This window comes from Bradyrhizobium sp. WYCCWR 13022 (genome assembly GCF_030435535.1).
In the GTDB taxonomy this organism is placed as follows: domain Bacteria; phylum Pseudomonadota; class Alphaproteobacteria; order Rhizobiales; family Xanthobacteraceae; genus Bradyrhizobium.
The window spans coordinates 427248-452034 of record NZ_JAUIZJ010000010.1; the positions used below are offsets into that span (position 1 = coordinate 427248).

The window sequence follows — 24787 nt, forward strand, 5'->3', positions numbered from 1 at the left end:
TCAGCGCGCGCGGGCGGCCGTCGTGGCGAGCGTCTGCTGTTGCTGGCCGAACGGATCGAGCGCCTGCTGGATCTGCTGAGGCGGCGGGCGTCGCACGATGCGGTGACGCTTCTTGGGCTTGTGCGCGCGCGGCTTGCTCTCGGGCGCCGTGCTGGCGGCCTTCGGTTTCGCCGGCGCGAGGTCGTTCAGCGCCGCAACCCTTGCCGCGGCAAGGTCGCTCACGCGCGATGCCAGTGCCGGTGTCGCGGTTCGCGGCACGTCGGTGGCGGACAACGTTGGGGCCGGCGTCGCCGCGGCGATGGAGACGGTCGTGTCGGCCGGGGTCAGTGTGTCGGTGGGCGCGGGAGCCGCGGTCTCGATCGGGGCTGGCTCGGGAGCCGGCGCTTCGACGGCGGGTGTAGTCGTCTCTGCAGCCGGCGCAATGGCAGCGACCTGGGCCTCGGGCTGGGTTTCGAGCATCACTGCGGCCATCTGCTCGGGGCCGGTCTCGACCGCGGGCAGCCCGATGCTCGGGATTTGCTCGGGCATCGCAAGCGCCGCCTCATTGGCATCAGGCGGGGCCGGCTCCACGCGCAGCGCTGCAAGCACCGGCTGGGCCGGTTCGGGGCTCTGCGCGAACACCTGCTCCTGCGGACCGTTCCGCCAGGAGGGGTTGCTGACGTACTGCTCGTGGCTCGCCCGCAGCAGCGAGGCGGCGCCCAAGCCGAACACCAGAATGGAGGTAGACACCAGGATCGCGGCAAGCAGGAAGCGAAAGCCGGGAAGCATCGACGGATTGCGAATTTCCGCCCCGGCGGCGTATGGCCAGGGCCCATGAGCCATCTGAACGCGGTGACGGTACTGGGTGCCGCGTTCGCCACGCAGGAATTCGAGCTCAAAGCGGTGGCGAATCAGGCTGATTCGACCATATCGCAACGTCTCTGCGCCGTTCCGTAAAAATCAGGGCTGATGCTCCGGCAATCTACGGCAAAATGCGATTTCCGCCCCGTGATGCAACGGAGCAACTGTGTGCGATTGCATCACAAATCGCTAAATCAGGCACAGATCAGCAGGTTATGTCTTGAATGTGCCGCTATCTTCGGTCATGTGGCCGTCAACGGCTCGGACGGGGCCCGGGGACTTACAAGAGCGATGATGATCAAACATTTTCTGACGATATGCGCTGCCGCAACAGTCGCTGCGGCGGGAACCTCGCTTGTGCAGGCCCAGAGCTATCCGGTTCAACAGGCGCCGAGCTATGGCGCTCCGAGCGAATACCGGCCCGGCGACCGCACCCCGAATTTCGACTCGCTGGAGGATGACGACGACGCGCAGGCCTCGCTGCCGCCGCCTGGTCCGGCCGACGACCCGCGCTACGGCCGCCCGGCCGGCGCTCCCCCGGTTTATTCGGCCGCCCCGCCGCAGGGTCCGGTGATGTCCCCGGATGATCCGCGCTACGGCCGCCCGGCCGGCGCTCCCCCGGTTTATTCCGCCGCTCCGCCGCAGGGACCGGTGATGTCTCCCGATGATCCCCGTTACGGCCGGCCCGCAGGTCCGCCCCCGGTGATCTATGGCGATCGCTCGGGCCAGGCGCCCGGCAACGACGGCATGCGTCCGCCGGAAGCCGTCGGTGGTCCGGCCGCGACCGGCGCGGTCTCGCCGCAGCCCGGTGCCGATGGCCGGCCGATGTCGGTCGCCTCGTTGCCGCCCGAGGAGCAGCCTGACGCTGCACCGGCGCAGCTTCCGCCGAACCTGCGTCGTCAGGAGGTTGCGTTCCAGACCAAGGAGCCGGCCGGCACCATCGTCGTCGATACCCCGAACACCTACCTTTATTACGTCCTCGGCAATGGGCGCGCGATCCGCTACGGCGTCCGCGTCGGCCGCGACGGCTTCACCTGGACCGGCGTGCAGAAGATCACCCGCAAGGCCGAGTGGCCGGATTGGCATCCGCCGGCGGAAATGATCGAGCGCCAGCCCTACCTGCCGCGCTTCATGGCCGGCGGCGAAGGCAATCCGCTCGGTGCCCGCGCCATGTATCTCGGCTCGACCGTGTATCGCATCCACGGCACCAACCAGCCTTCGACGATCGGCAAGTTCGTTTCCTCCGGCTGTATCGGCATGCTCAACGAAGACGTCTCGGATCTGTTCGACCGTGCCAAGGTCGGCACCCGCGTGGTCGTCTTGCCGGGTAATCCGCCTCCGGGCACGACGACCGCTTCGGCGGCACCTGCGCCCGGTCAGGCGCCGATGGCCGCCCAGGCCGGTCCGGTCCCGGGTACGCAGCCCACAGTCGTGCCGCCGCTGCCCGCGCCGGTCACCGTGCGCTAGGCGCTTCGAGATATCTGGAATTGAGAAGGGCGTGCCGTCGGCACGCCCTTCGTCGTTTGAGGTCGGTGTCGTTCAGGCCAGCTTTCGCGGCAGCTCACGGCCCTTGGTGAAAGCGTCAATCGCCTCGACCATCTGGCCGTAATGGATGCGCAGCCCGTCCTCGGTCGCGTAGCCGAGATGCGGCGTCAGCACGAGATTGTCGAGCTTGCGGAAGGGATGGTCGACCGGCAGCGGTTCGACCGAGAACACGTCGATGCCGGCGCCGGCGATCTTCCGTTGCTGCAAGGCCTCCAGCAGCGCCTGCTCGTCCACGATCGGCCCGCGCGCGGTATTGACGAGGAAGGCGGTCGGCTTCATCCGCGCAAGATCCGCACGGTTGACGAGGCCGCGCGAGCGATCGCTCAGCACCACGTGGATGGTGACGATGTCGGCCTTGGCGAACAACTCCTCCTTGGTGGCATAGCCGACGCCGGCGGCCGCGCACTTCTCCGGCGTCAGGTTCGGGCTCCAGGCAATCACGTTCATGCCGAACGCCTTGGCGACGCCCGCCATCTTGGTGCCGAGCTTGCCGAGGCCGATGATGCCGAGCGTGAGGCCCTCGATCTCCACGCCGGCAAAGGTCTGCCAGGGTTCGCCCGCATGCATGCGCGCATTCTCGCGGCCGATGCCGCGGGTCAGTTCCAGGATCAGGCCCATGGTGAGCGGCGCGGTCGGGTCGCGCGAATATTGCGTACCGCCGATCACGACGCCGCGTTCCTTCCCAGCCTCCATGTCGATCGCGGCGTTGCGCATGCCCGACGTGAGCAGCAGCTTCAGCTTTGGCAGCTTGTCGAACAGGCTCCTCGGGAACGCGGTGCGCTCGCGCATCGCGCAGATGATGTCGAAATCGGCGAGCGCGCTGGCCGCGGCCTGCTCGGAGGCGAAGGGGTGGCTGAACACGGTGGTGTCGATGCGGTCGGACAGTTTCGACCAGTCGGCGACGTCGAGGGCGAGGTTGAAATAGTCGTCGAGAATTGCACAGCGCAGCCGCGTCATCAGCGTTCATCCATGGCCAGAGTTGACGGCGAGAGGTGAGACGCCAAGCGGAAGGCGCCATCGTCGGAACCGGGCCATGGTTGCGCGCAATCAGCCTCGCGCGCAAGCAGTCAGGGTCTTCAAAAGTCCGATAGGGAGAGAGGGGCTCAGAGATCGCGGGGCTTCAGCCGGATCGGCGCATCCATGCCGTGCTTGGCGCGCCAGGCGGGACCCGGGCCGCGCATGTAGTGCAGTTCGGGCCGGTAGGGGTTGAAGGCCGTGGCGAAGAAGCTTTTCCAGAAACCCTTGACCTCGGAGACGAGCGTGGAGGCGCGGCCGGCTCCTGCCGGAACGGGAAGGGAGTTGGTCTCGATCAGAGCCATGATAGGCCTCGCTGTGCTCCCCATTCATTCTGAGCAGGGGGCGCTGTTTCCGCGCGAAACCGAGCTTTGGCCTGATTTATTAAAAGATGGTTTCAATTGTCCGGAATGGGGTCCGGATGGTGTCCGACCAGTATTCATCCGTGGTGAACGGAGGGAAAACATTGCCCTTTGGGGGCGGGATCGCTACATCGCTGGCTAAGCAAATCTCCTCAAATCGAAGGTTTCACGGGACCGATGGCGCGCCAGTTCGTCTACTTCATGGAAGGCCTGACCAAGAGCTACCCGACCCGCAAGGTGCTCGACAACATTCGCCTCAGCTTTTACCCGGACGCCAAGATCGGCGTGCTCGGCGTCAACGGCTCCGGTAAATCGACCCTGCTCAAGATCATGGCGGGCCTCGACAAGGAATATACCGGCGAGGCCTGGGTCGCCGAAGGCGCCCGCGTCGGCTATCTCGAGCAGGAGCCGCAGCTGGACCCTGCTCTTTCCGTCCGCGAGAACGTCATGCAGGGCGTCGCCAAGCAGAAGGCGATCCTCGACCGTTACAACGAGCTCGCGGTCAACTATTCGGACGAGACCGCCGATGAGATGACCAAGCTGCAGGACGAGATCGAGGCCCAGGGCCTCTGGGATCTCGACAGCAAGGTCGACCAGGCCATGGACGCGCTGCGCTGTCCGCCTGATGATGCCGATGTGACCAAGCTCTCCGGCGGTGAACGCCGCCGCGTCGCGCTGTGCCGCTTGCTGCTCGACCAGCCCGAACTTTTGCTGCTGGACGAGCCGACCAACCATCTCGACGCCGAGTCGGTGTCGTGGCTCGAAGGCCACTTACGCAACTATCCCGGCGCGATCCTGATCGTCACCCACGACCGCTACTTTCTCGACAACGTCACGGGCTGGATCCTCGAACTCGATCGCGGCAAGGGCATTCCCTACGAGGGCAACTATTCGTCCTGGCTGGTGCAGAAGCAGAAGCGCCTCGAGCAGGAAGGCCGCGAGGACGCCGCGCACCAGAAGACGATTGCGCGCGAGCAGGAATGGGTTGCGTCCTCGCCGAAGGCCCGCCAGGCCAAGTCGAAGGCGCGCTACCAGCGCTATGAGGAGTTGCTCAAGCAGGCCAGCGAGAAGCAGACCCAGACCGCGCAGATCATCATCCCGGTCGCCGAACGTCTCGGCGCCAACGTGGTCGACTTCGAAACTCTCAGCAAAGGCTATGGCGAACGCCTCCTGATCGACGATCTCACCTTCAAGCTGCCGCCCGGCGGCATCGTCGGCGTGATCGGTGCGAACGGTGCCGGCAAGACCACGCTGTTCAAGATGATCACCAAGCAGGAGACGCCGGACAAGGGCACCATCACGGTCGGCGAGACCGTGCATCTGGGCTATGTCGACCAGTCCCGCGACGCGCTCGACGGCAAGAAGACCGTGTGGGAGGAGATCTCCGGCGGCAACGAGCTGATCCTGCTCGGGAAGAAGGAAGTGAATTCGCGCGGCTATTGCTCGTCGTTCAACTTCAAGGGGGCCGACCAGCAGAAGAAGGTCGGTGCGCTCTCCGGCGGTGAACGCAACCGCGTCCATCTCGCCAAGATGCTGAAGTCCGGCGCCAACGTTCTGCTGCTCGACGAACCGACCAACGACCTCGACGTCGATACGCTGCGTGCGCTCGAAGAGGCGCTGGAGGATTTCGCCGGCTGCGCCGTCATCATCAGCCACGATCGCTGGTTCCTCGACCGCATCGCGACCCACATCCTGGCCTTCGAGGGCGACAGCCATGTCGAATGGTTCGAAGGCAACTTCCAGGATTACGAGAAGGACAAGATGCGCCGGCTCGGCCAGGACAGCATCATTCCGCACCGCGTGAAGTACAAGAAGCTGACGCGGTGATCTCGGCATGATGCGACGGACGCTCATCGCTGCGGTGATCGCGATCACCTGCTGCTTGTCGTCCGCCAGCGCCTCCGACGCCGCCTTCTCGCAGTTCATCGCCTCGCTCTGGCCGGAAGCCCAAGAGGCTGGCGTCTCGCGCGCGACGTTCGACCGGGAGACGCACGGGCTCGAGCCTGACTACAAGCTGCCTGATCTGATCCTGCCGGGACGACCTGCGACCGGCGCGCCCTCGCAGGCCGAGTTCGTGCAGGTGCCGGCCGACTACGTCAGGGAAGCCTCGATTGCGAATCTCGCAAGCGAGGGACAGCGGCTGCTCCAAAAATACAGCGCCGCGCTGACGAAGATCGAGAAGAGCTCCGGCGTGCCTGTGACCGTCATGCTCGCGATCTGGGGACGCGAGACCGATTACGGCCGCTATACGCTGCCTTATGATCTGGTTCGCGTGCTGGCGACGCAGGCCTATGTCGGCAGGCGCAAGGATACTTATCGCAACGAGTTCATCCTCGCGCTGAAGATCCTCGGCGAGGGCGCGGTGACGCGCAAGGACATGCGTTCGTCCTGGGCTGGTGCCACCGGGCTCACGCAGTTCCTGCCGTCCGAATATTACAAGCACGGCGTCGATTTCGACGGCGATGGCCGCGTCGACATCTGGCACTCGGTACCGGATGCGCTGGCCTCTGCTGCGCAGCAGCTCGTCAACAAGGGCTGGCAAAGCGGCCTGCGTTGGGCCTATGAGGTGCAGGCACCCGCGAAGGTCGATTGCACGACGGGCGTGCCCGAGCTGACCAAGCCGATCGGCCAGTGGCTGCGTGAAGGCTTTGTACCGGTGCGCGGCCAAAAGCTGAGCGCCGCGGAACAAGCGCAGCCGGCTTCGTTGCTCCAGCCCGAGGGCATCTATGGTCCAGCGTTCCTGACCACGAAGAACTACTTCGTCATCAAGGAATACAATTTCTCCGACCTCTACGTGCTGTTCGTCGGTCATCTCAGCGACCGCATGACGAGCCCGTTGCCGTTCGCGACGCCATGGTCGGCGTCGAAGCAATTGCGCACGAAGGACGTCGAGGCTATGCAGCGCGGGCTCACGCGCGCCGGGCTCTACAAGGACAAGATCGACGGCAAGGCCGGCATGCAGACGCGCGCGGCTCTCGGCGCCTATCAGAAGTCGGCGGGGCTCAAGGTCGATTGCTGGCCGAGCGAAGCGGTGCTGCGGTCGATACTGGCGACGCGCTGACAAGTTGGTCAAAGAAAAAGCCCGGCCGAGAAACTCGGCCGGGCTTGGATCTCGGCGCTTGGTCAGCGCCGTGCGATCAGATCAGTAGCAAACGCGAACCGGGCGAACGACCCAGCCGTAACCGTCCCAATAGCGCTGGCGCTGCCAGTAGCAGGGCGGCGGGGGCGGGCCGGGCTCGGCTACGTAAACCGGACCACCATAGGCCGGACGGCTCGACGCGATGGCGCCGCCGATGATCGCACCGCCGAGCAGGCCGGCAGCAATGCCGGCGCCGACGCCGTCATGGGCTTGGGCGGACGGCGTGGCGGTCACCAGCGAACCGGCGACTGTCGCAACCGTGAGGGCGGCAACAATAGTCTTCTTCATGCTCTTGGCTCTCCTGAGAGAAGGACGTTCCTTGTTAGGAACGTCCGGGGTTCAAAGGTTCACGCAGACTCTAATGGAATTGGCCTTGCAGCAAGGAAGCGCGCAAATGGTCAACCCACGGTAAACGCACACGCAGCTGTGACGAGGAAAAGCGGTCTTTTTCGGGCCTTGAGATGAACGGCGCATCCATAGCGAACCGGCCCAACTGAATCAGCTCGAGCGAAGCGGTTTAACGCGCCTCAGCCGCAGACTCTGACGCGGCGGACACGCCAGGCGTAGCCGTCCCAGAAGCGCTGCTTCTGCCAGACGCAGCCGCCGCCGTAATAGTCGTCGGCGACGTAGCCGGGTCCCGGCGCGTAATAGCGGGGCGGATAGTAGCCGGGGCCGTAACCCGGGCCATAGGCATAGCCTGGTCCGGGTCCGTAATAATACGGAGAGGCCAGGGCGCCGCCGACGATGGCACCCCCAATGATCCCGGCAGCGACGCCGGCAGCGACACCGCGTTGCGCATGGGCCGGCGTTCCCGCGGCCAGAACCAGGGTGGCGGCGGTAGCGACCGCCATAAGCGATTTCTTCATTGGGGCGACCTTTCACGGCAAGCGCGGAACTCTTGCGGCCAAAGTTCCATACTTCGCTTGAATGATCAATGAACGGACGGTCGGCCGGGCGCGACCAAATGTTAGAAATGGCGGCTTTCCAGCCCGGGAGGCGACGATGAATGTCCTGACCAATGCCCTGATCGCCCTTGGGGCTGTGGGTGTGGTTGGCTATGCCCTGATGACCCATTTCCAGAACCGCGCCCCGCGCCCCCGCGCCAGGGCGGGTGGTGACGGCGGAGGCAGCGATGCCTATTCGGATACGACGAATGACGGCCTCTCGCTGGGAAGCTGGTTCTCAGGCGACAACTCGGGAAGCTCGACCGACGGCGGGAACTGCTCCACCAGCGACAGCGGGAGCAGCGGCGGAGATTGCGGCGGCGGCGATGGTGGGGGAGGCGGGGGCGGCGACTAAGACCGATCAGCACATCGCCTTGATCCAGCGCAATTCCCATTTTTAGAGCCGTTCTAGGCTGTATGCGGGCTAGTTTGGAATAGCTTAAAATACCGGTTTTTCCTTTTGCATCCGGACGACCCCTTAAATATCGATGATGACGCATCACCGAAGGGCCTACCGCTTCCATGATCGTTTGTTCCTGTAACGTGCTGAGCGATGACGACATCCGCGCCGCCGTCGCCGAGTCCGACGATGCTGTGCGTCATGCCAAGCAGGTCTATGGATGCCTCGGGTGCAGCGCCGAATGCGGTCGCTGTGCGCGGACGATCAAGACCATCATCGACGAGGCGCTCGGTCCTTGTGCGCAGTCCTGCTGCACCGGTTGCCCACATAGCCACACGGTGGCTGCGAACGACGAGACCGCCGAACCCGCCGAGTTCGCCCTCGCGGCCTGCTGAAATCTTCCGCATTCCCGGCTGAGCTTTTCCGCAGCTGCGTCCCCGCAGCCGGTTGCCCTCGTGTTTGATCTCAATTAGAAGCGTTCTAAACCGGTTAGGGCCGATTTGGACTGCAAGAGCTGGAGTGAACCATGCAGGGCGACGCAAAAGTCATCGACTATCTCAACAAGGCGCTGCGTCACGAGCTGACTGCGATCAACCAGTACTGGCTGCACTACCGCTTCCTCGACAATTGGGGCCTGCTGGACATGGCCAAGGTCTGGCGCAAGGAGTCCATCGAGGAGATGGAGCACGCCGACAAGCTCACCGCGCGCATCCTGTTCTTCGACGGCTTCCCGAACATGCAGGTGCTCGATCCCCTGCGCATCGGCCAGAACGTCAAGGAAATCATCGAGTGCGATCTCGCCGCCGAGATGAGTGCACGCGCGCTCTACCAGGAAGCGGCGACCTATTGCCATGGCGTCAAGGACTACGTCACGCGTGACCTGTTCGAGAAGCTGATGAGCGACGAGGAGCACCACATCGACTTCCTCGAAACCCAGCTCGATTTGATCGGCCGCATTGGCCTCGAGCTCTATACCCAGAAGCACGTCGGCGGGCTCGAGGGGGAGGGGCACTAAGCTCCATCGTTAGCCGCATAGTTACGAGGCCGTCCCGACTTTCGTCGGGACGGCCCTTTTTGTTCGAACGTCCCGTTACAGCTGTGTCTTGTAACGCTCCTCCACGATCTCCTGGCTCTCCGGCTCGCCGAGATTGGTCTGGTCGTGGATGACCTCGCTGATGCTCGGCATCACCGAGCGCTGCACCTTCTCCGGCGACCACAGTTTTGAGCGCATCAGCGCCTTGCCGCAGTGGAAGTAGACTTCGCTGACGGCGACGCTGAGCACCGCGCGCGGCGGTTTGCCGAACTCCACCATCGTGGCGAGAATATCCGGATCGGCCGAGAGCGTGCCGCGCCCGCCGACGCGCAGCGTCTCGTCGATCCCGGGCACGAAGAACAGCAGATGCACAAAGCCCGACCCTTCGACGACGTTGCGAAAACTGTCGATGCGGTTGTTGCCGGCACGATCGGGCATCAGCAACTGATTGGGGCCGGCGACGTGCACAAAGCCGATGCCGCCGCCGCGCGGTGAGGCGTCGACGCTGCCATCGAGTCCCGATGTCGCGAGCACGCAGAACGGCGACATCTCGATGAACATCTTCGCATGCGCATCGATGGCGGGACGCGCTTTCGCGATCACGCGCTGGGTCGGCTTCGCATAGAGGGTGGCGAGGTCTTCGGCGCAAAGGTCGGTCACGAGAGTCTCCCTGATTGAAGCTTCGAGGATATCACTCTCCGGCCTGGCCGCTATCCCTCTTGTGGCGCCGCCACGGCCAGTCGATCACGTCGGCACAGTACAGCGCCCACCAGATCAACACCGGCTGAAGCGCCAGCCTCGGCCCATGATAGAACCAGCTGTTGGGGATGGGCGGAAGGTCGATGCCCTCGATGGCGTGCTTGATGTTCGCAGGCCACACGCAGAGCGCATAAAGCGCGAGCGCGACGCCGGCCCACCAGCGCAGGGGTTTCGTTACCAATGCGATGGCGCCTGCAATTTCACAGACGCCGGTGACGAAAATCAATTGCGTTGCTAGCGGAACCCATGACGGTGTGATCGCAAGCAGCTTGTCCGGAACACGGAGATGCGCAATGCCGGCAGCAAAGTAGAGCGCCGCCAGCACGAAGCGCATTGCAGCGCGGGTTCGAACGTTTGCAGAGACCATCAGCTGACCTAGCACGCGAGGTGCCAAGACGCCATCGCGCGCGCTGCACCGCGTCCGCAGGCACGAAGCAGCTGATGATGATGGCGCCGCGGTGGTGGACGTACCACACCACGGCTTGACCGACCGGATTGCCGCGATCACGGATGATGGCACGCTCAGGCACCTCCATCCATTGTCCCTCGATCGGCACCCAGTATGCACCTTTGCGCACGTCGTAGTCGGTGCGGTGGCCATCGGAGATGTCGCAGCAGGGTACGCCGTTCGGCGTGATCACGCTCTTGAACCAGGCGCGGATGTCGGGTGGGACGCTGTCGTACTGACCATTGTCGAACGCGAGCGCGGTGCCCGCCATCGCGGCGAGCCAAACGCACAGCGCTGGCCTGTGCATGCAAAGCCCCTCATCGCGTTTTCGATTCGTATCGTTGACGCGATTAAGCCCGAGCCGCCGGCTCATTGCATGCTCAAATAATATGCGGCGCCGAGGCGCCGCATATGATGCGTTGCGATAGCGGGCCAGCTCCGACGATGTCTACATCGTCCGCTGCGGTGCGGTTTGCAGCAATTGTCGGACCTGTTCGCTGTAGAATTTTGCGTTGCCGGTCGTGCCATGGCCGCGCGTCTCGGTGCTCGCGGGGATGAGGTACAGCTTGCCGTTCTTGACCCGCTTCATTGCGGCATCCGTGATCCCGGTCTCGGGCGGATTGCGCTCGTCGTCGGCGGAATCGATCAGCAGCAGCGAGGCCTCGATAGCCTCCAGCTTTTCGGCAGCGTTGTAGTCATGCGAGGACTCCCATTGATAGACGTAGTCGTTCGCGTCAGCGGTAATCGACGTTGCCAGCCGCTCGTCGACGATCTTGTCGGCCTTCGCCGCGGTCGGCGCCTGTTGCTGATAGGCGAGCGTGCCACCGATGCTGGCGATGCCATAGGCGGTGATCGCATACTTCATCATCCGTGGCTGGCTGGTGTAGTTGCCGCCGTTGTAGTCGGGATCGTTCCTGATCGTGTCGAGCATGATCCGTCGCAGCATCCAGTTGCGTGACGCCATCTCGGTCGGTTGCGAGGCCATCGGTACCAGCGCGTCCATGTCCTTCGGATATTTCTCGCCCCACAGCCACGTCTGCATGCCGCCCATGGAGTTGCCGATCACGAGCCGCAGGTGCTTGACGCCGAGGCCTTCAGTCACGAGGCGATGCTGCGCCTCGACCATGTCGTCGTAATCGTATTTCGGAAAGCTCGTCTTCATGCCATCGGAGGGCTTCGACGACTTGCCGTGGCCGATCGAGTCTGGGAGGATGATGTAATATTTGGACGCGTCGAGCGGTTGGCCGGCGCCGAACAATTCGCCGGCGAAGGCGGGGCTCAGCATGCTCGCGCCCGAGCCGCCGGTGCCGTGCAGCACCAGCACCGGCTGTCCGGTCGGTTCGCCGACCGTGGTGTAATGCAGCTTCAGTTCCGGCATGACCTCGCCGGTGTGGAATTTGAAATCCTTGGCGACCCAATCGCCCTGCTTTGGCGCCGGGTAGTCTGCCGCGAATGCTGATGCGGAAACGGACAGCAGAACGGCCGACAGCGCTGCACAATGAGCTTTCATGTTCCTCTCCCCAGGCGGCTCATATCCGGCGGCCGCGTTGGTGTGGACCTTAGCAGAAGTGGGCGGAACGATGTAGGATTTCGGCTTGGCCGATCGTCTATGAGGAAACCACCGGAGAGACTGCATGTGCCGCAACATCAGGACGCTGTTCAATTTCGAGCCGCCGGCGACGGAGGATGAGATCCATGCCAGCGCGCTTCAGTTCGTGCGAAAGCTCTCCGGCTTCAACAAGCCGTCGCAGGCCAACGAGGCGGCCTTCGACCGCGCGGTGGCCGAAGTCTCGGAAGCGGCGCGAAAGCTGCTGACCTCGCTGCACACCCACGCGCCGGTGCGCGACCGCGAGGTCGAGGCGGAGAAGGCAAAGGAGCGCTCGCGGCTGCGGTTCAGCTAGCGGGCCAGCAACGCCCGAGCGTGATCTGGCTCACGGAAGCGGTGGCCGTCACGCGCGATGGTGTCCGCCGGGGTTTTGACAGCCCGGAGCACGATCATGAGCCGCCACCTTATTCCCCTGAAAGCCGGTGCCATCGTTTTCACGCTGTTGTGGACCGCGTGGATGATGTGGTGGAGCGGCTCGTTCTCGAGTGCGAATGTGGTGATCCTCGCCGTTTGCGGGGCGGCGGTCGGCTATCTCTGGTACCGCGCCATGCGCTGGCAGTTCGAGCGCATGGGCATGTTGCCGCGACACGAGGATCAAGCGAAGTAGCCGCACCTAGTCCCTGTGGCCGTGCTTCTTCTTTTTCTTCTTTTTCTTGTGGTCGTCGCCTTCGTCCTCGTTGCTTTCGTCGTCGGCGGAGGCGTCGTCAGCTTCGTGCACGGCGGCTTCGAGCGCAGCGCGCTCGGCGGCCTCCTGCTCGCGCTGGCGGCGGCGTTCGTCCCAGGCGTCGAACAGCTGCTCGAGCCACGGCAGCACCTGCTCGATCGACGGCAATCGGCCCGGCGGGCCAGCCTCGCCGCGCGGGCCCTGAGGGCCGGCAGGTCCTTGCGGGCCCGCACCACCTTGCGGTCCGGCTGCGCCCCGCGGGCCGGCCCCGCCCGTCTTGCCCGGCAGACCGGGCTTGCCCTGCGGTCCGGCCTTTCCGACCGGCCCAGGCTTGCCCTGCGGGCCCGGCTTGCCGCGGGCGCCGTCCGGGCCCCGCTTGCCCGGATGACCTTGCGGCCCCGGTCGTCCCGGTTCGCCCTGCCGTCCGCGCGGACCCGGAGGTCCCTGCCGTCCCTGATCGTCTGCCACGCCGATGCTCCTTCTGCGCACGCAAGCTACTTAGCGGCGTTTGACGACAGCAGCAATTCCGCGCGCGCCTCATGCCGGGCTTGATCAACATCAATCGGTGCCTGGGTGCGCCGTGTCATTGATCGCGCACGGCACAATTGTTGCGAGGAGCGGCCAATGCGCGCAGCGTGGAAAATCCTTTGGCCGTCGGCAATCACCCTTGCCGCGGCTGTTGGCCTGGCGCATCTGCTGGTGCCCGATGTCGTGCCGGTCGGCTACGCCGAACAGCCGCAGGCATCATGGGCGATACTGACCGCCTTCGTCCTGCGCGCGATTGCGTTGACCGCGGCCTGGGTCGCGATCATCACGTTGACGCTGCTGATCGGCGCCAGGCTGCATCAGATGCTCTTCCGCGCAGATCGCGCGCGGAGTGACCGCACCGTGATGCGCTAGTCATGATAGGCCGGCACCACGATGCCGGAGGCCGCATAGATTTTGATCTTGTTGCGCAACGTGCGCACCGACAGGCCGAGCACGCGCGAGGCACGCGTGCGGTTGCCGTCGCAGCGCGCGAGCGTCTGGAGCACGAGCTCGCGCTCGACCTCGCCGACGGTCGCGCCGATCAGCAGCGGAACGATTTCATTGGGTGCAAGGAACTGCGCGCCCTGCTCGGGCGCCGCGACATGAACAGTGGTCATCAACACACTCCCCGATCAACGCCCGCTCCCATCGTTGGAAGCGGATCGAGAACAAACGACCCCCAAGCCGCATATCCTAGCCGTAAATCTACGGTGGGTGGGTTTGGTTAACGAAAGGTTAATTCCGCAGCATCGCACGAGATGACCTTGGGAATGCCGCGATCGCGCCGCGATTGGCACGAGATGCATAGCGATGCGGACTCATCTCGCTCACACCGTGCGATATCCGCCGTCCACCATCACGATCGTTCCAGTGACGTAAGACGATAGATCCGACGCGAGGAAGATTGCAGGGCCCACGATGTCCTCGGGCTTGCCGGTGCGTGCGAGCGGCGTGTGATCGACGAAGGCCTGCACCAGCGCCGGATTGGTCGCGCGCACGTTGGCGTTGATGTTGGTTTCGATGAAGCCGGGGCCGATCGCGTTGACGCGCACGCCTTCCTTTCCGAGCTCCACGGCGAGCGCCTTGGTGAAGCCGAGCACGCCGTGCTTCGAGGTGGTGTAGGCCGCCGAGCTCGGCGTGCGCAGATGCACGAAGGACTGGATCGAGCCGATATTGACGATGCGGCCCTTGGCGGCACGCAAGGGTGCGAGGAAGGCCTGCGTCATGTTGAAGACGCCGTTGAGGTTGAGCGCGATGATGTCGTTCCAGTCCTTCGCCACCGTCTCGGTGTCGGCGGTGAAGGCGTTGCGGCGGGTGATGCCGGCATTGTTGACGAGGATCGAGACCTGCCCGACCTTGTCGGCGACTTGCCTGGCCAGCGCAAAGCAGTCGTCGCGCCTGGTGACGTCGAGCGCAAAGCTCTCGGCCTTGCCACCGGCCTTGCGGATCTCATCGGCGGCCTCCGCGACCGTGTCGGCGTTGACGTCGAGCAGCACCACCTGCGCGCCCTCGCGGGCGTAGCCGGCGGCGATTGCCCGGCCGATGCCGGACCCGGCGCCAGTCACGACGGCGGTGTGGTTTGCGAGCAAAGCCATGGCAATTTCCTCCCGGATTCGTTTCTAAGTTTCATGAAAGGCTAACTCGAAATTAAGGGGTCGGAAACGGCAGCCTTGGCATACTCATCTTCATTGCTAAACGTTGCGCGCATGATGGAACGACTCGAATCCTGGAAATTGGCGCTCGAGCGCCTGCGGTCGGCGGACACGGCCGATTGGGCCGAGGCCGGCCGGCTGGTGGCCGAGATCGTCAGGATGAGCACGGATGCCACGCTGCGGCAGGCCGCCGAGCAGGCGCTGCCCGTGCTGCGCCAGGCCGCAGACAATGACGATCAAGGCGTGACGCTGGCCGCCCGGCGCCGCATCGGCGTGATCCTGGATGTCGTCCACGATTTGACCGCGCCGCGCTTCGGCCGCCGCAACGCCGCTCCGAAGAAGCTGTCCAGCGAGGATCGCGCCCGCAAGATGCTCGGCCTGCCGCTCGCGGTGCAGCTCACCTGCGACGACATCAACCAGGCCTATCGCCGCGCCGCCAAGGGCATGCATCCCGACCAGGGCGGCAGTGCGCAGGCTTTCATCGACCTTTCCGCCGCGCGCGATGTCTTGATTCATCCCGGCGCGCACAAGGACGCCTGAGAGCGCTGAGCTCTCGTTCACGCTGTTCGGACAAGGCCGCCAATGGCCTCGTTCAAAAAAACGACCGGGCAAGGATGCTGGCATCGCATCCTTGCCCGGCCCTTGTCGTCCGCCGATCGAATTCTTACCAGCTGCAGTGACCGGACTTGAGCGCGCTATCCTTCATCGCGAGCGCGTCGAGGAAGGAAGGCACGGAGGCGCTGGCGCGGTGGTAGCCGGCGGGCCACGGCGTGGTCGGAATGCTCTCGTCCCAGATCTGGCACAGGCCGCTGTCCTGCCAGCGGATCAGGTGATAGCCGGCTTCGGCCGGGCTTGCTGCCGCGAAGGCGACAGCGGCAAGACCGGCGGCAGCGCAGAGCATGGAAATACGACGCATGGATCAGCTCCTCGAATTGAAAGATGTGATGCGCCTCCCGACAATGACGGGGAGGAGGGTGCGGGGCGCTCCTCAGCGTGCGCCCCGGACAAGAGGTGAGTAGTTCCGTCTGCTGATCAGGTTCAAAGCGGCCGCGCGGCAAAATCGCGGAATTCGCCGGACGAGATGGGCGGCTCAAAAGGAAAGGGCGGGCTGCTCGCGCAACCCGCCCTCAAACAGAATTGGCCCGACAGCTCAGAGCGTGCAGCGGCGCTCGCCGCGCATCTTGATCTGGAGCTCCGAGGCCTGGGTGAAAGTCGGGAACGGCTTGCTGACGACCTTGTAGGTCGACGCGCCCCACTGGAACGGCTTGTACTTCAGGTCTTCGTTCCAGACCTGGCAGATGCCGGTGTTGTCCCAGCGGATCACGTAATAGCCGACCTTCGCGGAGGCGGGCACGGCGAAGACGGAAGTGGCGATACCGGCAACGGCACAGAGGGCGAGAACGCGACGCATGAAAAATCTCCTGATGACGGCGTGACGCGGATGACGGCGTGACGGGCAAACTCGTGCGGCAAAACCGCCCGTCTTGCAAGCCGCAGCAGGGCTGTTCACGGATATGTCAGGCGCATGGCTGCGGACGCGGCTTGACTATGCCTTGGCCAGCGACGCCACCGCCTCGATCTCGATCAGCATCTTCGGATCGGGCAGCGCCTGCACCACGCAGGTGGTGCGTGCCGGATAGGGCGGCGGCCCGAACGCGCCGGCATAGAGCGCGTTCATCGCGGCAACGTCGGCGGCGCGGGTCAGCAGCACGTTGACCTTGACGAGGTCGCGCATGGTGGCGCCGGCCTCGTCCAGCACGCGCTTGACGTTGACGACGACATTGGCGAACTGCGCCTCGAACCCGTCGGGCAGCGCGCCGCCAGCGTCGAAGCCGGGAATGCCGGAGACGAACAGCAGGTCGCCGACGCGCGTCGCAAAGGACAGCGGCGGCGCCTTGACGTGCGGCGGGGGCGCGAAATGCTGGATCGGCATGGGGACCTCGGGGTGATGGAGTTCTCGGAAAGCCTAACCGTGTGCGGGGCGGGCTCCAACACAAAACGCGAAAACAACCCCATGCACAGTAGAAACGATTGGACGAATCTAATTTCGGGAATGCAGAAATATTCATTGACCCGTCGGGCAAAACACTGGCAGGATGACATGATGGGATGACGCGGGTGTCCCATCCCCCATCATGTTGCCGCCGTGATCGATCGGATAGATTGCAGCGTCTGATTCGTTCGTCCCTCCCTTGAAAAATAGCCCCGGAGACGCCCCATGAAGATTGCTTCCACCCTGCGTGCCGCGCTCGTCGCCATTGCCGCTCTCGCCGGCCTCTCGACCGCGGCGCAGGCCGACGGCGGCACCGTGGTGCTGACGATCTACAAGGCGGGCTGGTTCATCGGCGGCTCCGGCGGCTCGGGCGTGCTGAACTTCCACGGCCGCTCCTATGCGCTCTCGACCGGCGGGCTCGACTACGGCCTCGTCTTCGGCGGCTCCAAGACCGTGCTGCGCGGCCGCGTCTCCAACATCGTCAGGCCCTCCGACGTCGCCGGCGTCTACGGCGCCGCCGGTGCGGGCCTTGCCGTCGGCCGCGGCGCCCGCGCCATCGTGCTGACCAACCAGAAGGGCGCGGTGCTCGAGCTGTCGGGCACCCAGGTCGGCTTGATGGCGAACGCGGATCTGAGTGGGCTTGCGATCACGATGCGGTAGAGGACGGTGCCGTGGGGTGGGTTGGGCGAAGCCTAACCCACCCTACAAGACCGCGGACGACCCGCTCACCATCGCATGAACCCGCTCGCAATGCGCGACGAGGTTCTTGTTCGCGGCGACGAACGCCTTCAGCGGCGTCGGGATCGGAAAATAATAGATGTTCGCGATGAAGCCGTAGATGCCGGCATCTACGCTGGTTGGCCGCTCGCCATCGACGAAACCGTTCGCGGGCACGATCTCGGCCAGCACCTGCAGATCGGCAAGTCCCCGCGCGTAGGCCTGCTCGGGCGTGTAGCGGCCGATGCCCTGGTAGTGATAGCGCTGCGCGTTGTACGCCTTCGCCTTCTCGAATCCTGTTACGTCGATCTGCGGATGCTGCGCGATGAAGCCGTCGCGGAACGACGGGTAGTAGCGCTCGTCCTTCCAGCGCGAATAGGACATCACCCAGTAGAGATCGTCCAGCATCCGCGTGACGAGATGATGGGTGCGGCGCTGCGCCGGAGACAGCGCGGCATCGATGGTCAGGCGATATTTCGCGATCGCATGCGCGATGATGGTTTCGCTGTCACCGATGGTCTCGCCGTCGTCGACGATGTAGGGCAGCTGCCCGCGCGGCGCCGCGGAGGCGTCGAACACATGCTCGTGCACGAACGGAACGCCCGACAGTTTCAGGAAGGCGTAGACCTTGAGCCCGTAGCCGTTGTTGTCGGCGACGCCGAACAGGTCCGGGTAGGAATAGAGGGTCAGCATCGACGTCACGCTCCCTGGCTCGCAATTGATAGAATCAAGCTCTGTCGGCGGTCCGGCACCTCTCCCCAGCGGGGAGAGGTCGGATTGCTTTGGCGCGCCATTGCGCGCCGGAGCAATCCGGGTGAGGGGCCGCAGCGTCAAGTTAAACTGTAACCCCTCACCCGGATCGCATCTATCGATGCGACCCGACCTCTCCCTGCGTGAGAGGTGATCGGTTTCCGGGCCTCCATCGAGTCAATCAATCTCAGCGCGCCGATTGCTCGGCCTTGTCGTCCGTCGTGTTCGCCTGCGCGCGCTTGCCGGAGCGGATCATCAGGAACGATCCTGACGCTCCAGGCAGCCGCCAGCGCCCGTCGATCTCGGTCGCCTCGCCGTTCATGATGCCGTCGTAATGGACGGTGTCGAAGCCGTAGCCCGGCGGCTCGTAGCGTTTGACGAACGACACCACGCTGCCGGCGCGATGGCCCGTGATCGAGGCATTGTGGGTCCGTACCGGGCAGCGCGGATTGGAGCAGGGTTCTGTGACGCTGCCGCCGATCGCGCCGCCGGCCTCGATCAGCGTCGCCGTGAACGTGACCATTCCCGTGCCGGGCTGGATGTATGTGCCGTCCCAGACACCGGAGAGATCGTCGCTCATGGCAGCGGCTTCCTCGACATGATCTGCGCCGGTTGAGGCCCGGCTGTTTGACGCCCTGAGTTCCTTCCACCCAAAGTCGTATCGCTGCCACCACGGCCTTGCAATAGGCCGCGCGCGACGTCGATCGAGGAGGATGGGCGGTTTCATCCGGTGAGTGGATCGGGGACGGGTCCGAAAAATTCCCATGCAGCTGTCGGAACGATGCACCCGGCCGCGTCCTTGGCAGTGTGGCTTGCAGCCGCGCGCCCGGTCCGAGACGAAAGGATATTGCATATGACCTCCATCACGCCGTTTCTCTGGTTCGACAACAACGTTCCGGAGGCCGTCGGCTTCTACAAATCGGTGTTCCCGAACGCGAAAGTCGAGATCGTGAGCGACTTCATGGCGGTGTTCGAGCTCGAAGGACAGCGCTTCCACGCACTCAACGGCGGGCCGCAATACCGTTTCAACGAGGCGGTGTCGTTCTTCATCAGCGTGGAGACGCAAGAGGAGGTGGACTATTTTTGGGAAGCGCTCACTGCCGACGGCGGCGCGGAATCGCGCTGCGGCTGGCTCAAGGACAAGTTCGGCCTGTCCTGGCAGGTGGTGCCGTCAGCGCTCGGCCGCTATCTCGGCGATAGCGACCGGACCAAGGCGAACCGCGTCATGCAGGCGATGATGGGGATGCGGAAGATCGTGATTGCCGATCTGGATAAGGCGGCGGCGGGGTGAGGGGTGACAGTGCCGTAGGGTGGGTTAGGCGAAGCCGTAACCCACCACATCTGTTGCCGCGGAAGCTGGCGACTGCGCTTTGCGCAGCCGCGAGCTAACCCACCCTACGAAGCGCATCTTCGCCAATCCGCCTTGCATCGCTATACTGCTGCTCATCAGCAGGATGGTGATCTCATGGCAAGAGAACTGGAAGGCAAGGTTGCCGCCGTAACCGGCGCCGCATCGGGCATCGGGCTCGCAAGTGCCGAGGCGATGCTGGCCGCCGGCGCGCGCGTGGTGATGGTCGATCGCGACGAGGCGTCGCTGTCGGCGCTCTCAAGCAAGCATGGCGATGCCGTGATCCCGCTGGTCATCGACCTCCTCGATCCCTTGGACTGCGCAACGCTGCTGCCGCGTATCCTGGAGACCGCAGGACAGCTCGACATCTTCCATGCGAACGCGGGCACCTATGTCGGGGGCGATCTGGTCGATGCCGACGTCTCCGCCATCGACCGGATGCTGAACCTGAACGTCAACGTCGTGATGAAGAACGTGCACGACGTGCTGCCGCACATGATTGCGCGCGGCACCGGCGACCTCATCGTCACCAGCTCGCTGGCGGCGCATTTTCCGACGCCGTGGGAGCCGGTCTATGCCTCGTCCAAATGGGCGATCAACTGCTTCGTCCAGACCGTGCGGCGCCAGGTGTTCAAGCACGGCATTCGTGTCGGCTCGATCTCGCCCGGCCCCGTCGTCACCGCGCTGCTCGCGGACTGGCCGGCCGAGAAACTTCAGGAAGCGAGAGATTCGGGCAGCCTGCTGGAGGCCGGCGAAGTGGCTGAAGTGGTGATGTTCATGCTGACGCGCCCGCGCGGCATGACCATCCGCGACGTCGTGATGATGCCGACGAATTTCGATCTGTAGGGTGTATGCGGGATGCCTTGCCGATGAACCGCGAACATCTGGCTGTCGCCTATGCGGCACCTGGCCGCCACTATCACAATCTCGCGCATATCGAGGATTGCCTGGCCGCGCTCGCGCGGGTTGGCGGTCTTTCGGCCGCCGAGCGCGAGATGCTGACGGAGGCGATCTGGTGGCATGACGTCGTGTACGATCCGACCCGGTCCGACAACGAGGAACGCAGCGCCGAGCTCGCCGAGCAGCACGTCCGCGGCGAGCTTCGCCACGAGGTCGGCCGCCTCATCCGCCTGACCAAGACGCACGATGTGGATGCCAGCGATCGCCTGGGCGCGATCCTGATTTCGATCGACCTCAGCATTCTCGGCGCCGATCCCGCGCACTACGACGCCTATGCTGCCGCGATCCGCCGCGAGTTCAGTCATGTCAGTGAAAGCGATTATCGCGTCGGCCGCGCCCGGGTGCTCCGCCGTTTCGCGGCGCGCGAGGTGATCTATCCCGACCCGGATTTCGCCGCGATGTACGACCGCCCGGCCCGAGCAAATCTCGCGCGGGAGCTGGAGGCGCTGGGGCAGGATTTTGCCTAATCCTCAGTGTCGTCCCGGCCTAGTGCGCAATTGCGCACGGGGGCCGGGACCCAAAACCACAGGGAGTGGTTGGGGGCGAAGCTGGCAACTCCGAGTCTTCGCAAAACTGCTGCTGCGGCGTATTGGTCCCGGCCTTCGCCGGGACGACGCGTGAGTGTGCCGCGCTGCCGGTGGCTTACCTGAGCGCAGCAACCCACCTTCCCAACTCCCGCCACGGCTCCAACGTCCAACGCCCGGACGCCGCACCCGACGGCGACGGCAGCACGAAAATCTCCGGCGAGCTGTCGTCTCGCGGCTGCCGCCCCAGCACAATCCCGCTCGACGGCTTGCCATAGAACAAACTCGCCGCCTTCTTGCTCGTGAACGCAATCGTCTGCGGCCGATATTTTTCCATCTTCGCCCTGAAGCCGGGCACGTCGATCGTCTCAGCCGCGATCTGGTGATCCATCCCCGCGCCCGACTTGGACAGATCGGTGAAGCCGATCCCGAGCGCGATCAATTCCGCAAACTCACTTGGCTGATACCGCCGCGGCGTGATCCCGGCCTCGTGGATCGCGCGCCAGAAGCGGTTGCCGGGATGCGCATAGTAGTGCCCGAGCTCCGCCGAGCGCGTCGAGGCGGCGGTGCCGACGAAGACGAGGCGGAGGTTGGGGCGGAGTTGGTCGGGGAGGCGGTGGATGGTAGCACGTGGCAAATTACAATCCGTCGCATGGCAGGATGAGAGCAGCCGAGCCAGAGAGAAGCTCAACCAATAAAGGATCCAGTTTTTAATTGTTTAGGTGCCGCTTGCCGCGAAAGCTCTTCCTCGATCTCTTTTCGGTACCAATCGACGAACATGGATCGCGTTCTTCCTAAGGTCGCCCAGATCGCCTCGTTGACTGCCGGCCATTTCCCGAGATGCTTTGCAAGTGCGAGCAGGAGGTTTCCACGAGACATTGGGTATTGTCGGGTGAACAGCTTTGGAACGAGCGAGGCAACGATCCGTTCATCGGAAGACCACTCTGTATTTAGCAGAAGTCTCCTTATTTCTTGGACGGTCCAGTCGGCAAACTTGGCTTTATCGCCTTGATACCGCAAAAGAGCAGACTTTCCCACAGCCGGGTTATCGAGGATCGATGCTACTAAAATTGCAACGCGTTCCTCTTGGCGGCGAGTGCGAGAAATTTGCTCCAGCAAAGCTTCGATATTCTGTCCAATGTCGGCTCCATAACTACCTTCCGACAATAGGGTCGTCGGTCTTGCATTTGGTTCCGGCTCAAATTCGAGCAGAAGTTTCGCGAGAACCTTTGGGAGATCGATGGCGGCTTGATCTTGTTGGGTGAGAGCAGATAGGTCGAACGTGATTATTCCATTAGTGGTTATCTACCCACTCTCGGAAATCTGGCCGACCGCCGGTTAATTTCGCCATGTGTGTTGTCTACTTTGCATCGCAATGTCCTGACGATGCCACCGGTCGATCCCACCTGCAACCGGAGAGCGCAAAAAAACCGGGCTTCGCCCGGTTTTGATGCTAGTTACCCAGAATGGCGGATGAGCCCTCACAACACCCGATTACTCTCCTTCACCTTCTCCGCATCCAGATAAACGCTTGAGCCCATCTCCTTGAACTTCGCGCTCATCCTGGCCATGCCGTCCTCGGCGGTGCCCTGCATCGACATGCCGACGCTGTTCGGATCGTTCAGCGTCGCCGCGTAGTCGCGCACGTCCTGCGTGATCTTCATCGAGCAGAATTTCGGGCCGCACATCGAGCAGAAATGCGCGACCTTGTGGGCTTCCTTGGGCAGGGTCTCGTCGTGGAAGTTTTTCGCGGTGTCAGGGTCGAGGCCGAGGTTGAACTGGTCGCTCCAGCGGAAGTCGAAACGGGCGCGGGAGAGCGCGTCGTCGCGCAGCTGGGCTGCCGGGTGGCCCTTGGCGAGATCGCTGGCGTGGGCGGCGATCTTGTAGGTGATGACGCCGGTCTTGACGTCGTTGCGATCGGGTAGCCCAAGATGCTCCTTCGGCGTGACGTAGCAGAGCATGGCGCAGCCGAACCAGCCGATCATGGCCGCACCGATGCCTGACGTGATGTGGTCATAGCCCGGCGCGATGTCGGTGGTCAGCGGTCCAAGCGTGTAGAACGGCGCCTCGCCGCACTCCTTGAGCTGCTTGTCCATGTTGATCTTGATCTTGTGCATCGGCACGTGGCCGGGGCCTTCGATCATGACCTGGCAGCCCTTGTCCCACGCAATCTTGGTGAGCTCGCCGAGCGTCTCCAGCTCCGCGAACTGGGCGCGGTCGTTCGCGTCGGCGATCGAGCCGGGACGCAGGCCGTCGCCGAGCGAGAACGAGACGTCATACTTGCGCATGAGGTCGCAGATCTCGTCGAAATGGGTGTAGAGGAAGCTCTCCTTGTGATGCGCCAGGCACCACTTCGCCATGATCGAGCCGCCGCGCGAGACGATGCCGGTGACTCTGGCAGCGGTGAGGTGGATGTATTGCAGGCGCACGCCGGCGTGGATGGTGAAATAGTCGACGCCCTGCTCGCACTGCTCGATCAGCGTGTCCTTGTAGAGCTCCCAGGTCAGCTTGACCGGATCGCCGTTGCACTTCTCCAGCGCCTGATAAATGGGGACCGTACCGATCGGCACCGGCGCGTTGCGCAGGATCCACTCACGCGTGGTGTGGATGTTGCGGCCGGTCGAGAGGTCCATCACGGTGTCGGCGCCCCAGCGGATCGCCCACACCATCTTCTCGACCTCTTCCTCGACCGACGACGTCACCGCCGAGTTGCCGATATTGGCGTTGATCTTGGTCAGGAAGTTGCGGCCGATGATCATCGGCTCGAGCTCACTGTGGTTGATGTTGGAGGGGATGATGGCGCGGCCGCGCGCGATTTCGCTGCGCACGAACTCCGGCGTGATGAAGGCGGGCACCGCGGCGCCAAAGCTCTCGCCGTCGGCAAGGGCTGCTTCCGCGCGCTCGAGCTGCTGTTTGCGACCGAGATTTTCGCGGGCGGCGACGTAGATCATCTCCTTGGTGATGATGCCGGCGCGGGCGAATTCGAGCTGCGTGATCTTGTGGCCGTCGAGGCCGCGCAGCGGCTTGTGATAGGCGGCAAAGGAACGCGCGGCGTTGTCGGTGGAGACGCTGCCGTTGTCCTCGGGCTTGATCTGGCGCCCGTCATATTCCTCGACGCCGCCGCGCTCCAGCACCCACGCCTTGCGGCCGCGCGCGAGACCTGCGTTGACGTCGATGGTGACATCGGGATCGGTGTAGGGGCCCGAGGTGTCGTAGACCGGCAGGTTCGGCTCGCCGGCGCCCTCGGAGAGGATGATCTCGCGCAGCGGCACGCGCATGTCGGGCGCGGCGTCGGGCGATGCGAAGATTTTTCGCGACGAGGGCAGCGGGCCGGTAGTGACGGCGGGCACGGTCTTGTCGGGGTTGGAGCGGATGTTCATGGGATCCTCCTTAACTCAGTTCGTTGGTGTCGCTGCGCGAGCGTCGATTACAGCTGTCATCCCCGCGAAGGCGGGGATCCAGTATTCCAGGGGCGGTGATGGGATACGGAGAAGCCGCGGCGTACTGGATCGCCCGGTCCTGATGCGCAATTGCGCATAAGGCCGGGCGATGACGGTTGAG

General features: G+C 64.1%; 34 protein-coding genes and 1 pseudogene. 15 read left to right on the forward strand and 20 right to left on the reverse strand.

The genetic code is table 11. The features are described 5' to 3' along the window. Positions 1-768, reverse strand: coding sequence for a hypothetical protein (locus QY049_RS17680; RefSeq protein ID WP_301269738.1), 768 nt, complete (start codon positions 766-768; stop codon positions 1-3). A 45-nt stretch (positions 769-813) separates the two neighbouring features. On the opposite strand from QY049_RS17680, the gene QY049_RS17685 reads away from it, so the two are divergent. Next, on the forward strand, positions 814-936 hold the full coding sequence (locus QY049_RS17685) for a hypothetical protein (RefSeq protein ID WP_301269739.1): 123 nt from the start codon (positions 814-816) through the stop codon (positions 934-936). Between the two features lie 198 nt (positions 937-1134). After that, a complete protein-coding gene (locus tag QY049_RS17690) occupies positions 1135-2307 on the forward strand; it encodes a L,D-transpeptidase (RefSeq protein ID WP_301269740.1) in 1173 nt (390 codons plus the stop codon). A gap of 72 nt (positions 2308-2379) precedes the next feature. Here QY049_RS17690 and QY049_RS17695 read toward each other — a convergent pair whose 3' ends face one another. Both QY049_RS17695 and QY049_RS17700 read right to left on the reverse strand, forming a co-directional pair. Then, positions 2380-3342, reverse strand: coding sequence for a D-2-hydroxyacid dehydrogenase family protein (locus QY049_RS17695; RefSeq protein WP_301269741.1), 963 nt, complete (start codon positions 3340-3342; stop codon positions 2380-2382). Positions 3343-3488: 146 nt separating this feature from the next. Beyond that, complete coding sequence (locus QY049_RS17700) at positions 3489-3704, reverse strand: hypothetical protein (protein WP_194479943.1); 216 nt, start codon at positions 3702-3704, stop codon at positions 3489-3491. 234 nt (positions 3705-3938) lie between these two features. Between QY049_RS17700 and ettA the strand changes: the two genes are divergently transcribed. Together ettA and QY049_RS17710 are read left to right on the forward strand one after the other, a co-directional pair. Continuing rightward, complete coding sequence (gene ettA / locus QY049_RS17705; RefSeq protein WP_258765700.1) at positions 3939-5588, forward strand: energy-dependent translational throttle protein EttA; 1650 nt, start codon at positions 3939-3941, stop codon at positions 5586-5588. 7 nt (positions 5589-5595) lie between these two features. Continuing rightward, positions 5596-6822, forward strand: a complete 1227-nt coding sequence (locus tag QY049_RS17710) for a lytic murein transglycosylase (RefSeq protein WP_301269742.1) — start codon at positions 5596-5598, stop codon at positions 6820-6822. Positions 6823-6903: 81 nt separating this feature from the next. On the opposite strand, the gene QY049_RS17715 is transcribed toward QY049_RS17710, so the two are convergent. Both QY049_RS17715 and QY049_RS17720 read right to left on the reverse strand, forming a co-directional pair. Then, positions 6904-7188, reverse strand: a complete 285-nt coding sequence (locus QY049_RS17715; protein ID WP_194479948.1) for a hypothetical protein — start codon at positions 7186-7188, stop codon at positions 6904-6906. A 239-nt stretch (positions 7189-7427) separates the two neighbouring features. After that, the gene (locus tag QY049_RS17720; protein WP_301269743.1) at positions 7428-7766 is read right to left on the reverse strand and encodes a hypothetical protein; all 339 of its coding nucleotides are present in this window, start codon (positions 7764-7766) and stop codon (positions 7428-7430) included. A gap of 136 nt (positions 7767-7902) precedes the next feature. Here QY049_RS17720 and QY049_RS17725 point away from each other — a divergent pair, with 136 nt between their 5' ends. From QY049_RS17725 to bfr, 3 genes are all read left to right on the forward strand, one after another. Then, positions 7903-8199 carry a hypothetical protein gene (locus QY049_RS17725; protein WP_301269744.1) on the forward strand — a complete coding sequence of 99 codons (297 nt, stop codon included), beginning with the start codon at positions 7903-7905 and terminating at the stop codon, positions 8197-8199. 167 nt (positions 8200-8366) lie between these two features. Next, the gene (locus tag QY049_RS17730; protein WP_194479954.1) at positions 8367-8639 is read left to right on the forward strand and encodes a bacterioferritin-associated ferredoxin; all 273 of its coding nucleotides are present in this window, start codon (positions 8367-8369) and stop codon (positions 8637-8639) included. Between the two features lie 131 nt (positions 8640-8770). Continuing rightward, positions 8771-9259: a bacterioferritin gene (gene bfr / locus QY049_RS17735; RefSeq protein WP_011089420.1), complete on the forward strand. Its 489-nt coding sequence runs from the start codon at positions 8771-8773 to the stop codon at positions 9257-9259. A gap of 75 nt (positions 9260-9334) precedes the next feature. On the opposite strand, the gene QY049_RS17740 is transcribed toward bfr, so the two are convergent. From QY049_RS17740 to QY049_RS17755, 4 genes and pseudogenes are all read right to left on the reverse strand, one after another. Then, entirely contained in the window at positions 9335-9937 is a 603-nt protein-coding gene (locus tag QY049_RS17740) for an MSMEG_1061 family FMN-dependent PPOX-type flavoprotein (RefSeq protein ID WP_301269745.1), read from the reverse strand. 31 nt (positions 9938-9968) lie between these two features. Next, a complete protein-coding gene (locus QY049_RS17745) occupies positions 9969-10403 on the reverse strand; it encodes a DoxX family protein (RefSeq protein ID WP_194479958.1) in 435 nt (144 codons plus the stop codon). A gap of 46 nt (positions 10404-10449) precedes the next feature. Continuing rightward, positions 10450-10791 (reverse strand): annotated as a pseudogene (locus QY049_RS17750) (hypothetical protein); the annotation flags it as partial. A 141-nt stretch (positions 10792-10932) separates the two neighbouring features. After that, a complete protein-coding gene (locus tag QY049_RS17755) occupies positions 10933-11994 on the reverse strand; it encodes an alpha/beta fold hydrolase (RefSeq protein ID WP_301269746.1) in 1062 nt (353 codons plus the stop codon). A gap of 124 nt (positions 11995-12118) precedes the next feature. Between QY049_RS17755 and QY049_RS17760 the strand changes: the two genes are divergently transcribed. Continuing rightward, positions 12119-12385, forward strand: coding sequence for a DUF2277 domain-containing protein (locus QY049_RS17760; RefSeq protein ID WP_258765708.1), 267 nt, complete (start codon positions 12119-12121; stop codon positions 12383-12385). Positions 12386-12481: 96 nt separating this feature from the next. Further along, on the forward strand, positions 12482-12697 hold the full coding sequence (locus QY049_RS17765) for a hypothetical protein (RefSeq protein ID WP_194479963.1): 216 nt from the start codon (positions 12482-12484) through the stop codon (positions 12695-12697). Positions 12698-12703: 6 nt separating this feature from the next. Here the strand turns inward: QY049_RS17765 and QY049_RS17770 are convergent, their stop codons facing one another. Next, a complete protein-coding gene (locus tag QY049_RS17770; protein ID WP_301269747.1) occupies positions 12704-13222 on the reverse strand; it encodes a collagen-like protein in 519 nt (172 codons plus the stop codon). 156 nt (positions 13223-13378) lie between these two features. Between QY049_RS17770 and QY049_RS17775 the strand changes: the two genes are divergently transcribed. After that, positions 13379-13654, forward strand: coding sequence for a hypothetical protein (locus QY049_RS17775; RefSeq protein ID WP_301269748.1), 276 nt, complete (start codon positions 13379-13381; stop codon positions 13652-13654). Here QY049_RS17775 and QY049_RS17780 read toward each other — a convergent pair. Then, positions 13651-13899, reverse strand: a complete 249-nt coding sequence (locus QY049_RS17780) for a helix-turn-helix domain-containing protein (protein ID WP_301269749.1) — start codon at positions 13897-13899, stop codon at positions 13651-13653. The two genes, QY049_RS17775 and QY049_RS17780, sit on opposite strands and share 4 nt — an antisense overlap. A gap of 210 nt (positions 13900-14109) precedes the next feature. Continuing rightward, on the reverse strand, positions 14110-14877 hold the full coding sequence (locus tag QY049_RS17785) for an SDR family NAD(P)-dependent oxidoreductase (RefSeq protein WP_301269750.1): 768 nt from the start codon (positions 14875-14877) through the stop codon (positions 14110-14112). Positions 14878-14988: 111 nt separating this feature from the next. On the opposite strand from QY049_RS17785, the gene QY049_RS17790 reads away from it, so the two are divergent. After that, complete coding sequence (locus QY049_RS17790) at positions 14989-15474, forward strand: J domain-containing protein (RefSeq protein WP_258765712.1); 486 nt, start codon at positions 14989-14991, stop codon at positions 15472-15474. Positions 15475-15598: 124 nt separating this feature from the next. Here QY049_RS17790 and QY049_RS17795 read toward each other — a convergent pair whose 3' ends face one another. From QY049_RS17795 to QY049_RS17805, 3 genes are all read right to left on the reverse strand, one after another. Continuing rightward, positions 15599-15850 carry a hypothetical protein gene (locus tag QY049_RS17795; RefSeq protein ID WP_194479973.1) on the reverse strand — a complete coding sequence of 84 codons (252 nt, stop codon included), beginning with the start codon at positions 15848-15850 and terminating at the stop codon, positions 15599-15601. 234 nt (positions 15851-16084) lie between these two features. Next, on the reverse strand, positions 16085-16345 hold the full coding sequence (locus tag QY049_RS17800) for a hypothetical protein (protein ID WP_194479975.1): 261 nt from the start codon (positions 16343-16345) through the stop codon (positions 16085-16087). A gap of 135 nt (positions 16346-16480) precedes the next feature. Beyond that, a complete protein-coding gene (locus tag QY049_RS17805; protein ID WP_194479976.1) occupies positions 16481-16867 on the reverse strand; it encodes a RidA family protein in 387 nt (128 codons plus the stop codon). A 285-nt stretch (positions 16868-17152) separates the two neighbouring features. Between QY049_RS17805 and QY049_RS17810 the strand changes: the two genes are divergently transcribed. Continuing rightward, positions 17153-17587, forward strand: a complete 435-nt coding sequence (locus tag QY049_RS17810) for a hypothetical protein (RefSeq protein WP_194479978.1) — start codon at positions 17153-17155, stop codon at positions 17585-17587. Positions 17588-17629: 42 nt separating this feature from the next. Here QY049_RS17810 and QY049_RS17815 read toward each other — a convergent pair whose 3' ends face one another. Together QY049_RS17815 and QY049_RS17820 are read right to left on the reverse strand one after the other, a co-directional pair. Further along, on the reverse strand, positions 17630-18337 hold the full coding sequence (locus QY049_RS17815) for a glutathione S-transferase family protein (RefSeq protein WP_258765714.1): 708 nt from the start codon (positions 18335-18337) through the stop codon (positions 17630-17632). Positions 18338-18581: 244 nt separating this feature from the next. Next, positions 18582-18974: a hypothetical protein gene (locus tag QY049_RS17820; RefSeq protein WP_301269751.1), complete on the reverse strand. Its 393-nt coding sequence runs from the start codon at positions 18972-18974 to the stop codon at positions 18582-18584. A 273-nt stretch (positions 18975-19247) separates the two neighbouring features. Here QY049_RS17820 and QY049_RS17825 point away from each other — a divergent pair, with 273 nt between their 5' ends. The 3 genes from QY049_RS17825 to QY049_RS17835 all read left to right on the forward strand — a co-directional run bounded on the left by QY049_RS17825 (position 19248) and on the right by QY049_RS17835 (position 21169). After that, positions 19248-19685 (forward strand): VOC family protein, encoded by a 438-nt coding sequence (locus QY049_RS17825; protein ID WP_301269752.1) that lies wholly within the window; start codon positions 19248-19250, stop codon positions 19683-19685. A gap of 174 nt (positions 19686-19859) precedes the next feature. Then, the gene (locus QY049_RS17830; protein ID WP_301269753.1) at positions 19860-20588 is read left to right on the forward strand and encodes an SDR family oxidoreductase; all 729 of its coding nucleotides are present in this window, start codon (positions 19860-19862) and stop codon (positions 20586-20588) included. A 23-nt stretch (positions 20589-20611) separates the two neighbouring features. After that, a complete protein-coding gene (locus QY049_RS17835; RefSeq protein ID WP_301269754.1) occupies positions 20612-21169 on the forward strand; it encodes a phosphohydrolase in 558 nt (185 codons plus the stop codon). A gap of 175 nt (positions 21170-21344) precedes the next feature. Here the strand turns inward: QY049_RS17835 and QY049_RS17840 are convergent, their stop codons facing one another. The 3 genes from QY049_RS17840 to thiC all read right to left on the reverse strand — a co-directional run bounded on the left by QY049_RS17840 (position 21345) and on the right by thiC (position 24606). Continuing rightward, on the reverse strand, positions 21345-21863 hold the full coding sequence (locus QY049_RS17840) for a mismatch-specific DNA-glycosylase (protein ID WP_301269755.1): 519 nt from the start codon (positions 21861-21863) through the stop codon (positions 21345-21347). Between the two features lie 50 nt (positions 21864-21913). Continuing rightward, complete coding sequence (locus tag QY049_RS17845; RefSeq protein WP_301269756.1) at positions 21914-22393, reverse strand: hypothetical protein; 480 nt, start codon at positions 22391-22393, stop codon at positions 21914-21916. A gap of 314 nt (positions 22394-22707) precedes the next feature. Then, complete coding sequence (thiC, locus tag QY049_RS17850) at positions 22708-24606, reverse strand: phosphomethylpyrimidine synthase ThiC (RefSeq protein WP_301269757.1); 1899 nt, start codon at positions 24604-24606, stop codon at positions 22708-22710. Positions 24607-24787: the final 181 nt, after the last annotated feature.

What these genes read in the sequence shown, in the direction of transcription:
- QY049_RS17680 (WP_301269738.1), bottom strand. Translation starts at nt 768, where the DNA reads ATGCTTCCCGGCTTTCGCTTCCTGCTTGCCGCGATCCTGGTGTCTACC.
- QY049_RS17685 (WP_301269739.1), top strand. Translation starts at nt 814, where the DNA reads ATGAGCCATCTGAACGCGGTGACGGTACTGGGTGCCGCGTTCGCCACG.
- QY049_RS17690 (WP_301269740.1), top strand. Translation starts at nt 1,135, where the DNA reads ATGATCAAACATTTTCTGACGATATGCGCTGCCGCAACAGTCGCTGCG.
- QY049_RS17695 (WP_301269741.1), bottom strand. Translation starts at nt 3,342, where the DNA reads ATGACGCGGCTGCGCTGTGCAATTCTCGACGACTATTTCAACCTCGCC.
- QY049_RS17700 (WP_194479943.1), bottom strand. Translation starts at nt 3,704, where the DNA reads ATGGCTCTGATCGAGACCAACTCCCTTCCCGTTCCGGCAGGAGCCGGC.
- ettA (WP_258765700.1), top strand. Translation starts at nt 3,939, where the DNA reads ATGGCGCGCCAGTTCGTCTACTTCATGGAAGGCCTGACCAAGAGCTAC.
- QY049_RS17710 (WP_301269742.1), top strand. Translation starts at nt 5,596, where the DNA reads ATGATGCGACGGACGCTCATCGCTGCGGTGATCGCGATCACCTGCTGC.
- QY049_RS17715 (WP_194479948.1), bottom strand. Translation starts at nt 7,188, where the DNA reads ATGAAGAAGACTATTGTTGCCGCCCTCACGGTTGCGACAGTCGCCGGT.
- QY049_RS17720 (WP_301269743.1), bottom strand. Translation starts at nt 7,766, where the DNA reads ATGAAGAAATCGCTTATGGCGGTCGCTACCGCCGCCACCCTGGTTCTG.
- QY049_RS17725 (WP_301269744.1), top strand. Translation starts at nt 7,903, where the DNA reads ATGAATGTCCTGACCAATGCCCTGATCGCCCTTGGGGCTGTGGGTGTG.
- QY049_RS17730 (WP_194479954.1), top strand. Translation starts at nt 8,367, where the DNA reads ATGATCGTTTGTTCCTGTAACGTGCTGAGCGATGACGACATCCGCGCC.
- bfr (WP_011089420.1), top strand. Translation starts at nt 8,771, where the DNA reads ATGCAGGGCGACGCAAAAGTCATCGACTATCTCAACAAGGCGCTGCGT.
- QY049_RS17745 (WP_194479958.1), bottom strand. Translation starts at nt 10,403, where the DNA reads ATGGTCTCTGCAAACGTTCGAACCCGCGCTGCAATGCGCTTCGTGCTG.
- QY049_RS17755 (WP_301269746.1), bottom strand. Translation starts at nt 11,994, where the DNA reads ATGAAAGCTCATTGTGCAGCGCTGTCGGCCGTTCTGCTGTCCGTTTCC.
- QY049_RS17760 (WP_258765708.1), top strand. Translation starts at nt 12,119, where the DNA reads ATGTGCCGCAACATCAGGACGCTGTTCAATTTCGAGCCGCCGGCGACG.
- QY049_RS17765 (WP_194479963.1), top strand. Translation starts at nt 12,482, where the DNA reads ATGAGCCGCCACCTTATTCCCCTGAAAGCCGGTGCCATCGTTTTCACG.
- QY049_RS17775 (WP_301269748.1), top strand. Translation starts at nt 13,379, where the DNA reads ATGCGCGCAGCGTGGAAAATCCTTTGGCCGTCGGCAATCACCCTTGCC.
- QY049_RS17780 (WP_301269749.1), bottom strand. Translation starts at nt 13,899, where the DNA reads ATGACCACTGTTCATGTCGCGGCGCCCGAGCAGGGCGCGCAGTTCCTT.
- QY049_RS17785 (WP_301269750.1), bottom strand. Translation starts at nt 14,877, where the DNA reads ATGGCTTTGCTCGCAAACCACACCGCCGTCGTGACTGGCGCCGGGTCC.
- QY049_RS17790 (WP_258765712.1), top strand. Translation starts at nt 14,989, where the DNA reads ATGATGGAACGACTCGAATCCTGGAAATTGGCGCTCGAGCGCCTGCGG.
- QY049_RS17795 (WP_194479973.1), bottom strand. Translation starts at nt 15,850, where the DNA reads ATGCGTCGTATTTCCATGCTCTGCGCTGCCGCCGGTCTTGCCGCTGTC.
- QY049_RS17800 (WP_194479975.1), bottom strand. Translation starts at nt 16,345, where the DNA reads ATGCGTCGCGTTCTCGCCCTCTGTGCCGTTGCCGGTATCGCCACTTCC.
- QY049_RS17805 (WP_194479976.1), bottom strand. Translation starts at nt 16,867, where the DNA reads ATGCCGATCCAGCATTTCGCGCCCCCGCCGCACGTCAAGGCGCCGCCG.
- QY049_RS17810 (WP_194479978.1), top strand. Translation starts at nt 17,153, where the DNA reads ATGAAGATTGCTTCCACCCTGCGTGCCGCGCTCGTCGCCATTGCCGCT.
- QY049_RS17815 (WP_258765714.1), bottom strand. Translation starts at nt 18,337, where the DNA reads ATGCTGACCCTCTATTCCTACCCGGACCTGTTCGGCGTCGCCGACAAC.
- QY049_RS17820 (WP_301269751.1), bottom strand. Translation starts at nt 18,974, where the DNA reads ATGAGCGACGATCTCTCCGGTGTCTGGGACGGCACATACATCCAGCCC.
- QY049_RS17825 (WP_301269752.1), top strand. Translation starts at nt 19,248, where the DNA reads ATGACCTCCATCACGCCGTTTCTCTGGTTCGACAACAACGTTCCGGAG.
- QY049_RS17830 (WP_301269753.1), top strand. Translation starts at nt 19,860, where the DNA reads ATGGCAAGAGAACTGGAAGGCAAGGTTGCCGCCGTAACCGGCGCCGCA.
- QY049_RS17835 (WP_301269754.1), top strand. Translation starts at nt 20,612, where the DNA reads ATGAACCGCGAACATCTGGCTGTCGCCTATGCGGCACCTGGCCGCCAC.
- thiC (WP_301269757.1), bottom strand. Translation starts at nt 24,606, where the DNA reads ATGAACATCCGCTCCAACCCCGACAAGACCGTGCCCGCCGTCACTACC.